Consider the following 14025-nt stretch of genomic DNA (forward strand, 5'->3'; position numbering starts at 1 on the left):
GCAGGAAGCCGCGGCGGGACGAGGTCGTGGCGCGGACCGCGGGTGCGCTTGACCGACGTCAGGAGAACACCGGGCGAAACCGGGCCCTCCGCCGATCGGACCACTCGCTAGCATCGCGACCCATGGGCTGGGGGATTGTGGTCGCAGGAGCGGTCGTCGCGGTGGGCGGGCTGTTACAGGGGTTGATCGGGTTCGGGCTGGCGCTCGTGGCGGTGCCGTTGATCGCGCTGCTGGACCCGGCGCTGCTGCCGGTGCCGGTGCTGATGGTCGCCGCCGCACACGCGTCGATGTCGCTCGCCCGCGAGTTCGGCCACGTCGACTGGCGCGGTGTGGGCTGGGCGATGCTCGGCCGGCTGCCCGGCACGGTCGTGGGCGTGCTGGTCGTCGACGCGCTCGACCCGAAGGGGTTCGGGCTGGTCGTCGGCGGCTCGGTGCTGGCGTGCGTGCTGCTGTCCACCACGACCTGGCGGCCGGCGCCGAGGCCGGGGTCGCTCGTCACGGCCGGGTTCGCGAGCGGGTCGTTCGGCACGGCCACGTCGGTGGGCGGGCCGATGGTGGCTCTGCTCTACCAGAACCAGGCGGGTCCGCAGGTCAGGGCGACGCTCGCGGCGTTCTTCGTGCTCGGCTCCGGTGCCTCGATCCTCGCGCTGGCCGGCGCCGGGCAGGTCACCGCCCACCAGTTCTGGGCAGGGGTCGCGCTCATCCCGTTCCTCGTCGCCGGCTTCCTGCTGTCCGGGCCGCTGCGCGAGCGGGTCGACGCGGGTGGGATCCGCACGCCGATGCTCCTCGTCGCCGGGCTGAGCTCGGTCGTGCTGATCGTGCGGAGCGTGCTGTCGTGATCTGGTTCGCGGCCGCGACGGCGGTCTTCCTCTACTTCGCCCGGCCCGCGTGGGTGACGTTCGTCCTCGCCGGGCTCGCGACGATCGCGGTGCAGCCCTTCGGCCCCGGCTGGATCGGCGCGACCTCCGGGGCGCTGGCCCCCGACCTGGCCTCGCCGCGGCTGGTGATCGCCGCCGGGCTCGTCGCGTGGGCGGTCCGGCACCGCAGCTGGCGGATGGGCGCCGCGGCCGTCGTTTTCGGCGCGCTCGTGCTCTGCACCGACCGGGCGTTCATCCCGGTCCTGCTGCTCTTCACCGCCGCCGCGCTCGCCGCGGCCCCGCGCAGGCCGCTGCACTCCGGCGGGATCGTGGTCCTCGCGGTCGCGCTCGGGCTGACCTTCCTCGGTGTCCTCCCCGCCCGCCCGGTGGTCGAGGCCATGCCGGAGGTGGTCTGGATCGCGTTCGGGGTGGCCCTGCTGCTCGTCGCCGTGGCGCCGAGACCCGCCTGGGTGGCGCTCTCGATCGCCGGGTTCGGCTCGCTGGCGGCGTACACGGTGACGCTCAGCCCGATGTTCCTCACCAACCCGTGCACCCTGCCCGGAGCCGTGTGCGGCAGTGCGCCCGGCTGGTACTCCTCTGACGAACGCCCGGCACAGGTCGTCGTGTCCAGCGGAGCCACCGGGATCGGCAGCCTGGGCCGCGACGACATGCTGACCTACACGCCCGTGTGGTTCGTCGTGGCCGCGGTGCTCGTCTGGGCGATCAGGCGCCGCAGCTGGCGGGTCGCCGTCGCGGGCGTGGCGTTCGGCGCCGTGCTGCAGGCCGCTCCCGAACACGCGGCCATCCCGGTGTTCGCCGCCGCGGCCGCGGCACTCGGGCCGCGGCGGGACCCGTTCTACCTGGCGGGCATCGGGGTGCTCGCCCTCGCGCTGGCCGACCGGCAGGAACCGTGGACGCTGGCCGTCACGATCATCGCCATCACGGCCGGCCTCGCGCTCGGCTTCTGGTCCTGCGCGCGGAAGAACGGCGCCGACGGGGCCATCGCCGTGGTCGCGCTGGCGGTGGCCCCGGTGACGCCGTTCCTCACCGCAGGAGTGCTGCTCGCAACGCCTTTGCTCAGAAGGGCTGCGTGTTGGGCTGGTACACCGAACCGTTCACCGGCGCCGTGAGGTCGACCAGGTACCTGGTCACCGCCGCGTCGGCACCCGCGGAGTCGCCCAGGATGCAGTGGCCGAACGCGTCGACGCTGATCAGCCGCGCGTTGCCGAGCTGCTGGGACATGCGGCGGGCGAACTCGTACTGCGTGGCCGGGTCGTAGTAGTTGCCGACCACGACGACCGGGTTCTTGGTCTTGCGGTGCCACGGGCCGATCCAGCGGTCCGGGTTGCGCGCCGGCCACGTCGGGCAGGTCAGCGCGTCCGAAGCGGCCTGGTAGCGGCCGAACGTGGGCGACTCCTTCTCCCACTTGGCCGCGGTGGACGCCCAGGTGCGGGTCGTCCTGGCGAACGGCTTGTCGATGCAGTTGACCGCGTAGTACGAGTCGTCGCTCGTGTACGGGGTCTCCGGCAGGCCGCGCACGTCGGCCAGGCCACCGTTGTTGTTCAGCGCGGGAACGTCCACAACGGACTGGACGCTCATCGTCTGCGCGGTGGCCGTCGCCGCGGCCGGGTTCTGCGCCGCGTGGATCGACTGCAGCCACGTGGCGAGCGCCTTGAACGTGGCCGGGTTGTACAGGTTGCTCGCGGTGCGGCCGACGACGTCCGTCAGCGTCACCTGCGTGCCGTCCGGCAGCGTCGTCGGGCCCTTGCGCAGGGTCTCGCGGATGCCGTCGAACTTCTTGCGGGCGTCACCGGCGAACGCGCACTTGGCGGTGCCCTCGGCGTCGCAGCGCTTGAGGAACGCGTCGAGCGCGATCTCGAAGCCCTTGGCGCGCTGGCGGTCGTACTCGGCGCCGTTGGTCAGGCGCAGCTTCGGGTCGACGTTGCCGTCGAGCACGAGCGCACGCGACCGCTCCGGGAAGATGTTCGCGTAGGTGGCGCCGAGCAGCGTGCCGTAGGAGAAGCCGACGTAGGTCAGCTGCCGGTCGCCGACCGACTCGCGCAGCACGTCGAGGTCGCGGGCGACTGCCTCGGTCGACATGTGGTTGAGCAGCGGACCGGCGTTGATCCCGCAGTAGTCCGTGTAGGCCTTCGACTGGCGGATCGAGCTCTCGATCTCCGCCTTGGTCGTCGGCAGGGCGAACCAGCCCTCGTTGACCGCGTCGGCCTCCTCCTGGGTGCGGAAGCAGCGCAGCGGGGCGCTGCGGCCGACACCGCGCGGGTCGAAGCCGATGAGGTCGAACTTCTCGAGGACCTCCTGGCTGAAGAAGCTCGCGCCGAACGCGCCGTAGATCAGACCGGCGCCACCGGGGCCGCCGGGGTTGATGAACAGCGAGCCGACCTTCTTCGCCGGGTCGGTCGCCGGCCGCTTCATCATGATGATGCCCGTCTTGTCACCGCGCGGACGCGAGTGGTCGACGGGAACTTCCTGGATGGCACAGCTGACCCTGGTGCGTTCGGCAGCAGGGATCGAGGCGAGCACATCCGCCGCGCACGGCCCCCAAGCGGCGGGTCTGACTGCTGCGGCGCCGGGCTGGGCGGAGGCGGTGCTCGCGCCCAGACCGGAGGCGATGGTGCCGAGCGCGAGCGCCGAAGCGAGCGCCGCGCGGCCGGCACGGGTGGCAAGGGAAGACGTCACCGGTGCAGCCCATCACTGCGGGCGCACCGTTTGTACCCGCCTATCGGAGGGTTGTCGGCTCAGATCGCCCGCGCCAGCGAGACGGCGAAGCGGTCCCGCGAGTCGGTCCACCACCGGTGCAGGGTGAACCCGGCGTCCTCCAGCTCCGCGCGCACCCCGTCCCGCCGGAACTTCGCCGACACCTCGGTGCGCAGCTCCTCGCCCTCGCGGAACTCCACCGCCAGGTCGAGACCGGCGAGCGTGACCGTCATGGCGCGCGTGGCGCGCAGCCGCATCTCGATCCATTCCTGCTCGCTGTTCCACAACGCCACGTGCTCGAACGCCGCGACGTCGAAGTCGCCGCCGAGCTCGCGGTTGAGGACGTTCAGGACGTTGCGGTTGAACGCGGCCGTCACGCCCTGCGCGTCGTCGTAGGCGCGCACCAGCGTCTCGCGGTCCTTCACCAGGTCCGTGCCGAGCAGCAGCCACTCCCCCGGCCGCAGCACGTCGCGGACGGTGTGCAGGAACTTCTCCCGCTCCTCGGGGATGAGGTTGCCGATCGTGCCGCCCAGGAACGCGACCAGGCGCGGTGACACGCCCGGCAGCAGGCCCAGGTGCTGGGTGAAGTCGCCGACCACACCGTGCACCCGCAGGCCGGGGTAGTCGGCGATGATCGCGTGGGCGGCCTCGGTGAGCGCGGACACCGAGACGTCCTGCGGCACGAACTCGGTCAGCGTGCCGTGGTCGCGCAGGGCGCTGAGCAGCAGCCGCGTCTTCTCCGACGACCCGGAGCCCAGCTCGACCAGCGAGTGCGCGCCGGTGGTCGCCGCGATCTCACCGGCCCGCGCGGCGAGCACCTCCCGTTCCGCCCGCGTCGGGTAGTACTCGGGCAGGCGGGTGATGTCCTCGAACAACGCGCTGCCGGTCGCGTCGTAGAAGTACTTCGGCGACACCCACTTCGGGTCCGCGGTCAGCCCGGCGCGCACGTCGGCGCGCAGGGCGTGCACGGCGTCTTCCGGTTTGAGGTGAACGTCCAGCACCGGTTCGGTCATGCGGGTCGAACCTCCACAGTGGATGGATCGGCGAGGACGACGTGGTGGTCGGGGATCTCCCGCCACGCCGCGTCGGCGTCGAGCGGTTCGGAGGCGAGCGTGACGCTCACGCCGTCGTGGCGGACCCACAGCGAGTGGGTCCAGGTGGTGCCGACGACGACCGAACCGTCGGTCATCAGGAAGTTGAGGCGTGACCCCGGGGCCACGGCCTCGACCTCGTCGCTGAGTTCAACAAGGACGTCGGCGGGGTTCTTCCCCGCGGCCAGCGCCCGTGCGGCGAGCGCCCACAGCAGTGCCGAGTCGGTGGGCGCGTCGAGGGTGAGCAGGTCGGTCACCGGCAGCGTCCTCGCGAGGTCCTCGACGCTGTGCGGCCAGCCCGTAACGCGCCCGTTGTGGCTGAACAGCCACGTGCCGTCGGTGAACGGCGCGCACGCCGCGTCCGCCACCGGCATGCCGGTCGTGGCGTTGCGGACCGCGGCGAGGACCGCGGTGGACTCGGTGCCGCTGAGGGCGCGCAGGTTCGCGTCGCTCCACAGCGTGCCGGCACGGCGGTAGCGCACCGGGCCGGGGAACCAGCCGACGCCGTAGCCGTCGACGTTGACCGAGCCCCCGCCGCGCATGTCCCCCGGTGCGTACGACTGGTGCTCCAGCGAGTGCGGTGCGTCGTACAGCAGGCCGGACAAGGGCACGGCGGGGCCCAGGTACGCCAGGTGGCGGCACATCGCCTAGGCGTCCCTGGCGCAGCGGAAACCGGCGAAGATCTGCCGCCGGACCGGGTAGTCCCAGTTGCGGAACGTCGCACGGACCGCGGAGGAGTCGGTGCCGAACGAACCGCCGCGCAGCACCTTGTAGTCGGGTCCGAAGAAGACCTCCGAGTACTCGGGGTACGGGAAGACCTCGAAGCCCGGGTAGCCGTGGAAGTCCGTCGAGGTCCACTCCCAGACGTCACCGATCAGCTGGTGCACGCCGTGCGCGGAGACCCCGTCCGGGTACGCGCCGGCCGGTGCGGGGCGCAGGTGTCGCTGACCGAGGTTCGCGTGCCGTTCGTCCGGTGCCGCGTCACCCCACGGGTAGCGGCGGCTGGTACCGGTCGCCGGGTCGTGCCGTGCGGCCTTCTCCCACTCGGCCTCGGTCGGCAGCCGCTTGCCCGCCCACGTCGCGTAGGCCTGGGCCTCGTGGAAGCACACGTGCACAACGGGTTCGTCCGGCACGACCGGCTCGGTGACACCGAACGCGGTGCGGCTGAAGCTCGTGCCCTCGCGGTGCCAGAACCGGGGTGCGGTGAGCTTGGCGCGCGTGCGGTGCACCCACCCCTCGTCCGTCCACAGCCGACGGTCGGAGTACCCGCCGGCGAGGACGAACTCGGCGTACTCGCCGTTGGTGACCGGGGTGGTGTCGATGAAGAACGGGTCGACGTGGACGGTGTGCGCGGGGCGTTCGTTGTCCAGGGCCCACGGTTCGTCCGAGGTGCCCATCTCGAACGGTCCGCCCGGGATGAACGCCTCCGTCGCGGCGACGAGGTTCCCCTTCGGCGGAGGGGGCGCGTGCAGCACCGGTTCGCCGGTGCGCAGCTGGTGGGTGGCGAGCATCGTCTCGTCGTGCTGCTGCTCGTGCTGCACGATCATGCCGAACGCGAAGGCGTTCTCGACGAGCCTGCGGCCCTCCAGCGGGACCTCCTCCAGCACGTCGAACACCTTACCGCGCACGTCACCGACGTACCGGCGGGCCTCGGCGGGGTTGAGCAGCGGCAGCTCCGGCCGCACGCTGCGCCCGTACTTGAACGCGTCGTAGTACTCGTCGATGTCGCTGCGCACCGGTTCACGCCCGCCGACGTCGCGGACGAGCCAGAGCTCCTCCTGGTTGCCGATGTGCGCGAGGTCCCAGACCAGCGGCGACATGAGCTTGGAGTGCTGCCGCACGAGGTCGTGCTCGTCGACGGCATCGGTCAGGGCGGTGGAACGCGCGCGAGAACGCAACAGTTCCTCCGCCACCCGCTCGCGGAGTTCTTCGGTCACAGCTTCCCCTCCAGCTCCCGGCTGATGGTGCTGATCTGCTCGTCGGAGAGACCGGTGCGGGGCAACGCCTCGATGCCGAGGGCGACGACGTCCTTCGCCGCCCTCGCGATGCGGTCGTCCGCCATCCCGTGCCGTGCGGCGACGAGCCACCGCCCGGCCGCCCGTTCCGTCGCCGCCAGCACACCGTCCACAACGGACTGGTCGCTGAACAGCGCGACGAGCAGCGCACTCGGCGCGATCCAGCCGCCCGGCGGCGGCGTGTCCAGGTACCGGATCTCGATGTACCCGCGCGGCCGCACCGGCGGGAACATCAACGACATGTGGTAGTCGAGGTCGTCGCTGGTGGGGCTGCGGTCGAGCGCCCCGTCGATCCAGTCGGCGAACGTGAGCCTCCTGGGCGGGACCCAGTTCGGACCCGGTCCCCTGACGACGATGACGGGCGTGTCGACCACCCGCCGCGCGTAGGCCGCGGCCGGATCGGCGCACACGGCACTCGGCCTGGTGCGCACGGGATCCGTGCCGTACAACGTCCGCATCCGCGCGGAGGCCCAGTCCTGCCGCTGCCCGCCGAGCCCCGGTGAGTTCGCGAACAACGCGACCATCACCGGCCCGAGCTGGTGCACGGCGGCCCACCTGGCCCGCAGGTCCTGCTGTTCGCCGAAGTCGAGGCACACCTGCAGCCCGGCGGTGCTGCACATCATGGAGATGCCGTCGTGGCCGAGGCGGCCGAACTCGTGCTCCATCGCGGCGTAGCGCGGCACCCGCAGCACCCGGCTCGGCGTCCGGTGCGCGTCGGCACCCCTGTCGCCGAGGACGAGGCCCTGGTCCGCGAGCAACGCGGTGAGCTGCTCGACGTCCGTTTCGACGGTGGTGAAGAGCGTGGGGAGGGAGGTGCAGGGAGGTGTGGAGATCTCGACCTGCCCGCCCGGTTCGACGGTCAGCGGCGTGCCGCTGGGAAGCGGCCTCTGCGGGCTGTCCGGAACGAGGGTCGGCGGCGCGTGGTCTCCGAGCGCCGCGGCCAACCTTCGCTGGTCCAGGGGTAACGCGGGGTCTTCTGCGTGGTGGACGGTGAACTCCAGTTCCACGCCGAACAACCTCGGAGGCCCGTGCTTGAAGCAGACCGAGGCGACGTAAGCCTCGGCCTCGGCGCGGTCAGCGAACCTGACCGGCGCCGGTTGGTCACGCAGCGCAGTCGTCACTACACACTCCCCGTGATCGGATAAGCGCATTCGACGCTACACGCGGGCATTGCGGCTCGCACGCTCTCGCGGACGTGCAAATCCTTACAGATCAACGACGTGGCGTGCGCGCACGCGTGTGCCCAGGGGTTTGCGTGGCGGATGTGTCGAGTTGCCCGCTTCGTTCACGTTCACGCCCTGCGCCTCCCCCGCTGCTTCTACTGGCGGTGGAGTCAGCCAGATGTCGACCTCCACCGTGCGCAGGCGGCCGTAGACCTGCTGGTCGACGAGGTGGCGGTGCCGTCCGCGGTCTGCCGAGGTCAGCCGGACCGTTCCCGGTCCCGGTTCTCCGCGAGCGCCGCGATGAGGTCGGTGGTCGTGCGGCTGAGCAGGAGGTCGACCACGTGGACGCCGGTCGAGACGCGCCGCCGCCACCCGAGGCGCTCGGCGAGCGCCGACAGCTTGACGAACTCGTGCGTCTCCATGGCGCAGGAGGATATTGGCGCTCACGCCGCCACCGGGACAGGCCAGGCCGGAGATCCACTCGAAAGGATCACACGGATGGAGCTGTCCAATCCGTACGTACGGATTGGATTTCCGGTCCCCGTCCTGGGACCATCTACCGGTGCCCAGGGTCAGCCAGGACCACCTAGACGCCCGCCGTCGCCAGATCCTCGACGGTGCGCGTGCTTGCTTTGCGCGCCACGGCTACGAGGGTGCCACGGTACGCCGCCTCGAAGAGGCCACGGGACTGTCCCGCGGTGCGATCTTCCACCACTTCCGGGACAAGGAGTCGCTCTTCCTCGCCCTGGCGGAGGACGACGCGCTGCGGATGGCCGACGTCGTGGCCGAGCAGGGCCTGGTCCAGGTCATGCGCGACCTGCTCGACGAGCCGGAGAAGCGCGACGAGGGCCACGCGGCGGACTGGCTGGGCACGCGCCTGGAGGTCTCCCGGCGGCTGCGCACCGACCCCGACTTCCGCGCGCGGTGGGCCGAGCGGTCCGAGCAGCTGACGGCCGCGACCCGGCAGCGCCTGCTCCGGCAGCGGGAGGCCGGCAACCTGCGCGACGACGTCGACGTGACGGTGCTGACGAGCTTCCTGGAGCTGGTGCTGGAGGGCCTGGTGTCGCACCTGGCGATGGGGCTGCCGGCCGACGACATGGAGCCGGTGCTCGACCTCGTCGAAGAAACCGTGCGCCGCCACCGCCGCAGCTCTTGAAGGTTCTTCACGTAAACCCCACTGTGGACGCATGCCGTCCTCGCTGAAGACCACCGTCCAGTTCTTCGCGCTCCGCTCTCTCGTGCGCGGCTATGCGCTGATCGGTGACCCGTACGCCGGTGTCATGGCATCACCGCCGGACCGCGACCCGTACTCGATGTACGAGAAGGTGCGCGCCAAGGGCGACATGGTGCGCAGCAAGATGGGCGCCTACGTCACGCCGTCGCGTGCGTTGTGCGACTCGGTGCTGCGTGACCCGCGGTTCGTCACGGCGACGTTCGACGAGGCGTCGATGATCCCGATCACGCTGGTCAAGGACGGCCACAAGGTCGTGAACCCGGTGCAGGACTCGTTCCTGATGAAGAACCCGCCGGACCACACCCGGCTGCGCAGGCTGGTGCAGCCGTTCTTCACCCCTCGTGCGCTGAAGGACCGCACCGCGTCGATCCAGAAGATCGTCACGGACCACCTCGACCGGCTGGACGACCGGTTCGACGTGGTGGCGGAGTTCGCGTCCCAGGTGCCGATCCAGGTGATCGCGGACCTGCTGGGCGTGCCGGACGACGACAGGGCGCTGTTCGCCCGCTGGGGTTCGTCGCTGGCCGAGACGCTCGACGGCGTCTGGTCGCACAAGCAGCTCAGGGACCTGCACGCCACGATCGTCGAGTACAACGACTTCATCGACGGGCTGATGGACGAGCGGCGGCGCAACCCGCAGGACGACATCGTCAGCCACCTGGTGACCCAGCACGCGGACCTCAGCCGCGAGGACCTGGTCGCCACCACCGGGTTGCTGCTGTTCGCCGGGTTCGAGACGACGGTCAACCTGATCGGCAACGGCGTGCTGAAGGCGTTCGAGAACCCGCACACGGTCGCGCCGCTCGCGCAGAGCCCGGAGTACGCGGAGGGGTTCGTCGAGGAGGTGCTGCGGCTCGACCCGCCGGTGCAGTACACGATCCGCTGGCCGAAGGAACGCCTTGAGCTGGCCGGCGTCTCCCTGCCGAAGGGCATGCCGGTGATGCTGCTGCTCGCGGCGGCCAACCGTGACCCGCGAGTGTTCTCCGACCCGCTCACGTTCGACCCGACGCGGTCCAACGCGCGCGAGCACCTCGCGTTCTCCGCGGGCATCCACTACTGCATCGGCGCGGGCCTGTCGCGCATCGAGGGCGCGGTCGCGTTGCACGAGCTCTTCAAGCGCTTCCCGAACCTCGCGCAGGACGGCCCGATGGCGCGGCGCAGGTCGAAGCTCATCCGCGGCGCGTTGCGACTTCCGGTTCGTGCGAACGAGCCCAAACGATCACTGGCGGTGAAGCAGACCTGACGTGGGGCGAAATTCGCGGGCGCACGTGCCCTACTTCACCTGTCCGGAGCAATGTTCGTGCCCCAATGACACATCTCCGTAGTGCATGCTTGAAGGCGAGAGGGAGACCCGCCGCACCGCCGCCGCGACGGGCCTCCCTCTCGCCTTGTGCGCCTCACTCGACGCCCGACATCAGCTTCCTGATGGCAGGGGCCGCCACGGCCAGCGCGATGCCGAAGACCACGGCCGCACCGCCCAGCGTGAGGAAGTACGCCGACGGGCTCGTCGTGTAGAACTTCACGAGCTGCGCGGCCACACCGGTGCCGGCCGAGGTCGCGAGGAACCACAGGCTCATCGTCTGCGAGGCGAACGCGCGCGGCGCCAGCTTCGTCGTCACCGACAGGCCGACCGGCGACAGCATGAGCTCACCGGCGGTCATGATCAGGAACATCAGCACCAGCCACAGCGGCGTCACCTTGCCGTCGGCCGCCGAGTTGCTCGCGAAGTACATGAGCACGAACGACAGGCCGACGAGCACGAGCGCACCGGCGAACTTGCGGGGCGTGGACGGCGCCCGCTTGCCGAGCTTCACCCACAGCAGCGCGAACAGCGGCGCCAGGGCGATGATCATGATCGGGTTGATCGACTGGAACCACGCGACCGGGAACTCCCAGCCGAACACGTGGTTGTCGACGCGGGAGTCGGCGAACTCGGCGATGACCGAGGCGCTCTGCTCGAAGATCAGCCAGAACATGGCGGCGGCGACGAACAGCGGGATGTAGGCGACGACCCGCGGCTTCTCCTCCGGCAGCGTCTTCGGGCTGCGCAGCATGACGGTGAAGTACGCGATCGGCAGGACGATCGACATGATGCTGATCATCAGGATGACGCCCTCGACGTCACCGAGGAGGTAGGAGACCACGCCGAGTGCGGCGATGGCGACGGCGACACCGGCGATGAGGCCGTAGACGCGGCCCTTCTCCTGGTGCGGCAGCGGGTTCGGCGCCACGGCCGCGGACCCGCGCAGGTGCTTGCGGCCCAGGCGGTACTGGACGAGGCCCAGCGCCATGCCGACCGCGGCGACGGCGAACCCGGCGTGGAAGCCGATGCCGTCCGCGAGCGCGCCGGTGATCAGCGGCGACACGAAGCCACCGATGTTGATCGCCATGTAGAAGATCGTGAAGCCGGCGTCGCGGCGGGTGTCGGTCTTGTCGTACAGGCCGCCGACGACCGTCGAGATGTTCGGCTTGAGCAGGCCGGTGCCGAACACGATGAAGATCAGGCCGACGTACACGCCGGTGATGCCGATCGGCAGCGCCAGTGCGATGTGGCCGCACATGATCAGGACGCCGCCGTAGAAGGTGGCGCGCTGACCACCCCACACGCGGTCGGCGAGCCAGCCGCCGGCGACGCCGGACATGTAGACCGCGGTGCCGTAGATGGCCACGACGGACAACGCCAGCGCCTTGTCGACGCCGAGACCGCCCTCGGACACGGCCGTCCACAGGTAGAGGCCGAGGATGGCCTTCATCCCGTAGAACGAGAACCGCTCCCACAGTTCGGTGAAGAAGAGCGTGGACAGGCCTCGGGGGTGGCCGAAGAAGCCCGTGTCCTGCTTGCCGGGGATGCTGGCGCTAGGGGCGCTCACGTCATCGTCCTCTCGTGTCAACGATGTCACGGCGGATCCGGTGCACATTACGCCGAACGCTCGTACTGTTTGCAATCGGGGTTGCGTCCAAGTGGCCCAACTCTCAGGCCGTCGTGCGGGGTCGGGCGGTGTTTGATGCACTGCTGGGGTGGACTTGATCCAGGCGCACGGCCTCGCAATGACGGAGTTCGACCGTCGGGTGCGGGAAATCGCCCCCGACCAGTGGGAGCTGGGTACCCCCTGCCGGGAGTGGTCGGTCAGAGATCTGGTGGGCCATCTGGTCCACGAGCAGCTCTGGGCGCCGGAGCTGCTGGCGGGCTGCACCACCGAGCAGGTCGGTGACCGGTTCGACCACGACAACCTCGGCGACGACCCGCTGGTGTCCTGGGTGGTGGCCGCGGCCGCGGCGCGCGAGGCGTGGCTGGAGCCCGACGCGCTGTCGCGGCCGGTGCACGTGTCGAGCGGGCTGCTGGACGCCGCCGAGTACTGCTGGCAGATGACGACGGACCTCGCGGTGCACGCGTGGGACCTGGCGCGCTCGATCGGCGCCGACGAGCGCATAGACCCGGACCTGGCCGCGACGGTGCTCGCGTACGTGGAGCGCAACGCCGACGAGTGGAGTGCGACGCCGATGTTCGACTCGGCCGTCCCGGTCGCTCGGGACGCGGACGACCAGACCCGCCTGATCGGACTGCTGGGACGCAAGCCGTAGCCCTTCCGGTGTGCAAGCGCCCCGCCCCGCATCCCCCTCGCCTCCTGCGAGGCGGGGCGCTCATCCCCCACTGCGCGGCCGGTGACCCCCCGGTTCCGGCCGCACCGCAAGTTCTACCGCCCGCGGCGTTGTCCGGTGTCGGCGCACGACCACCGGACAACGACCTCCGGACAACCCGCCGCCACGACGCGACGCGCCCCCTGGCACCGGATGTGCCAGGGGGCGCGGGGTGCCGGACGGATCAGCCGACGTGTGATCGACGTCCGCACCGGTGTGTGGTCGTGGGTGGACCGCCCAGGACTCTGCCAGCCGCCCGTGACCGGCACCTGAACCTCAGATGACCTTCCGCTCCAACGTGACGAGTGTGATGCCCAGCCCGTCGACGCGCTCGCTGATCTTCACGAACCCGGCGCTCTCGTACAGCCGGATGTTCTCCTCGCTGCGGGCACCGGTGAACAGCCACAGGACGTCGACCCCGCTCGGCGCGGCACCGGCGGCCGCGTCGAGGAGCTTCCTGCCGATCCCCCTGCCCTGCTGGTCGGGCGCCACGAACAGGCGGGCGACCTCCATGCGGTCCCCGTCGACGTTGCCGCGCACGCTGCCGACGAGCCGGTGCCCGTCGAACGCGCCGAGCGCGGGCTGCCCGGAGGAGATGTGGTCCCGCACCTGCGCGAGCGTCTCCACCAGCGGCGGCAGGTCCCACGCGCCGTACCGGCGGGCCTCGACCAGGTAGGCGGCCCGCTGCACGGTCATGACCTCACCCGCCCGGTCGGCGTCGAGTGCCCTGATCCGGATGCTCACGGCCCGTTGACCCCCGGCGTCCAGCTCTCCGGCACACCGCTCTCGGTGAGGACGAGCTGGTGGTCGCCGAACCCGGCGGGCGCGTCGGGCTGCCACGGCCAGTGGCCCTGCGGTGTCGGCACGATGATCTGCACGGCGGCGAACTCGGAGCCGTCGTAGAGCAGGTAGGCACTGCCGAGGAACTCCGGGTAGAAGCCCTTGTAGACGCGTTCGAACGTGATCGGCACGCCGTTGAAGAAGTCGAAGTACAGCTGCCCCGGCACGAACCGCTCCCCTGCGCTCGCCCGCTTGACGTACGCGTTGACGAGCGTCTCGCCCATGCCCTGGTCGAGTCCGATCACGACCGCCTCGGCCACCCCGAACCGCCGCCACGCGCCGACCGAGAAGACGTAGCCCGCTCCCTCGGCGTCCGGTGGCACGACGATGGTGGCGTGACCGTGCCGGTCGGCCAGGGAGAGCAGCCGGGCACGCAACTCGATGTCCTCGTCGGAAAGCACGAAACCCACCCTACGCACACGGAACGGGCGGGTGAGCCGTCCGGCCCACCCGCCCGCCCACCGCCGGAAG

General features: G+C 70.8%; 14 protein-coding genes. 5 read left to right on the forward strand and 9 right to left on the reverse strand.

The genetic code is table 11. From position 1 onward, the window contains the following. Positions 1-122: 122 nt before the first annotated feature. A complete protein-coding gene (locus ACZ7CD_RS35430; protein ID WP_470380608.1) occupies positions 123-839 on the forward strand; it encodes a sulfite exporter TauE/SafE family protein in 717 nt (238 codons plus the stop codon). Next, on the forward strand, positions 836-1987 hold the full coding sequence (locus tag ACZ7CD_RS35435; RefSeq protein ID WP_458431192.1) for a hypothetical protein: 1152 nt from the start codon (positions 836-838) through the stop codon (positions 1985-1987). The genes ACZ7CD_RS35430 and ACZ7CD_RS35435 overlap by 4 nt, the downstream gene beginning before the upstream one ends. Here ACZ7CD_RS35435 and ACZ7CD_RS35440 read toward each other — a convergent pair. From ACZ7CD_RS35440 to ACZ7CD_RS35465, 6 genes are all read right to left on the reverse strand, one after another. Beyond that, positions 1935-3554, reverse strand: coding sequence for an alpha/beta hydrolase (locus tag ACZ7CD_RS35440; protein ID WP_470380609.1), 1620 nt, complete (start codon positions 3552-3554; stop codon positions 1935-1937). The two genes, ACZ7CD_RS35435 and ACZ7CD_RS35440, sit on opposite strands and share 53 nt — an antisense overlap. 59 nt (positions 3555-3613) lie before the next feature. Then, the gene (gene egtD / locus ACZ7CD_RS35445; RefSeq protein WP_470380610.1) at positions 3614-4585 is read right to left on the reverse strand and encodes an L-histidine N(alpha)-methyltransferase; all 972 of its coding nucleotides are present in this window, start codon (positions 4583-4585) and stop codon (positions 3614-3616) included. Next, positions 4582-5307, reverse strand: coding sequence for an ergothioneine biosynthesis protein EgtC (gene egtC, locus ACZ7CD_RS35450; RefSeq protein WP_458431188.1), 726 nt, complete (start codon positions 5305-5307; stop codon positions 4582-4584). The genes egtD and egtC overlap by 4 nt, the downstream gene beginning before the upstream one ends. A gap of 3 nt (positions 5308-5310) precedes the next feature. Then, a complete protein-coding gene (gene egtB / locus ACZ7CD_RS35455) occupies positions 5311-6600 on the reverse strand; it encodes an ergothioneine biosynthesis protein EgtB (protein ID WP_470380611.1) in 1290 nt (429 codons plus the stop codon). After that, positions 6597-7799, reverse strand: a complete 1203-nt coding sequence (locus ACZ7CD_RS35460; RefSeq protein ID WP_360400112.1) for a glutamate-cysteine ligase family protein — start codon at positions 7797-7799, stop codon at positions 6597-6599. Before ACZ7CD_RS35460 ends, egtB begins: the two co-directional genes overlap by 4 nt. Before the next feature lie 299 nt (positions 7800-8098). Then, positions 8099-8263, reverse strand: coding sequence for a hypothetical protein (locus ACZ7CD_RS35465; protein ID WP_360400109.1), 165 nt, complete (start codon positions 8261-8263; stop codon positions 8099-8101). Between the two features lie 140 nt (positions 8264-8403). Here ACZ7CD_RS35465 and ACZ7CD_RS35470 point away from each other — a divergent pair, with 140 nt between their 5' ends. Together ACZ7CD_RS35470 and ACZ7CD_RS35475 are read left to right on the forward strand one after the other, a co-directional pair. After that, on the forward strand, positions 8404-8997 hold the full coding sequence (locus ACZ7CD_RS35470) for a TetR/AcrR family transcriptional regulator (RefSeq protein ID WP_360400106.1): 594 nt from the start codon (positions 8404-8406) through the stop codon (positions 8995-8997). 31 nt (positions 8998-9028) lie between these two features. After that, positions 9029-10318, forward strand: coding sequence for a cytochrome P450 (locus ACZ7CD_RS35475; protein ID WP_360400103.1), 1290 nt, complete (start codon positions 9029-9031; stop codon positions 10316-10318). 154 nt (positions 10319-10472) lie between these two features. Here the strand turns inward: ACZ7CD_RS35475 and ACZ7CD_RS35480 are convergent, their stop codons facing one another. Further along, the gene (locus tag ACZ7CD_RS35480) at positions 10473-11945 is read right to left on the reverse strand and encodes a peptide MFS transporter (protein WP_360400100.1); all 1473 of its coding nucleotides are present in this window, start codon (positions 11943-11945) and stop codon (positions 10473-10475) included. A gap of 178 nt (positions 11946-12123) precedes the next feature. Here ACZ7CD_RS35480 and ACZ7CD_RS35485 point away from each other — a divergent pair, with 178 nt between their 5' ends. Then, positions 12124-12657: a TIGR03086 family metal-binding protein gene (locus tag ACZ7CD_RS35485; RefSeq protein WP_360400097.1), complete on the forward strand. Its 534-nt coding sequence runs from the start codon at positions 12124-12126 to the stop codon at positions 12655-12657. 333 nt (positions 12658-12990) lie between these two features. On the opposite strand, the gene ACZ7CD_RS35490 is transcribed toward ACZ7CD_RS35485, so the two are convergent. Together ACZ7CD_RS35490 and ACZ7CD_RS35495 are read right to left on the reverse strand one after the other, a co-directional pair. After that, positions 12991-13458, reverse strand: coding sequence for a GNAT family N-acetyltransferase (locus ACZ7CD_RS35490; protein ID WP_360400094.1), 468 nt, complete (start codon positions 13456-13458; stop codon positions 12991-12993). Then, positions 13455-13955, reverse strand: a complete 501-nt coding sequence (locus ACZ7CD_RS35495) for a DUF4262 domain-containing protein (protein WP_470371029.1) — start codon at positions 13953-13955, stop codon at positions 13455-13457. Before ACZ7CD_RS35495 ends, ACZ7CD_RS35490 begins: the two co-directional genes overlap by 4 nt. Positions 13956-14025: the final 70 nt, after the last annotated feature.

The sequence above is a fragment of the Lentzea sp. NPDC036949 genome, from assembly GCF_055608075.1.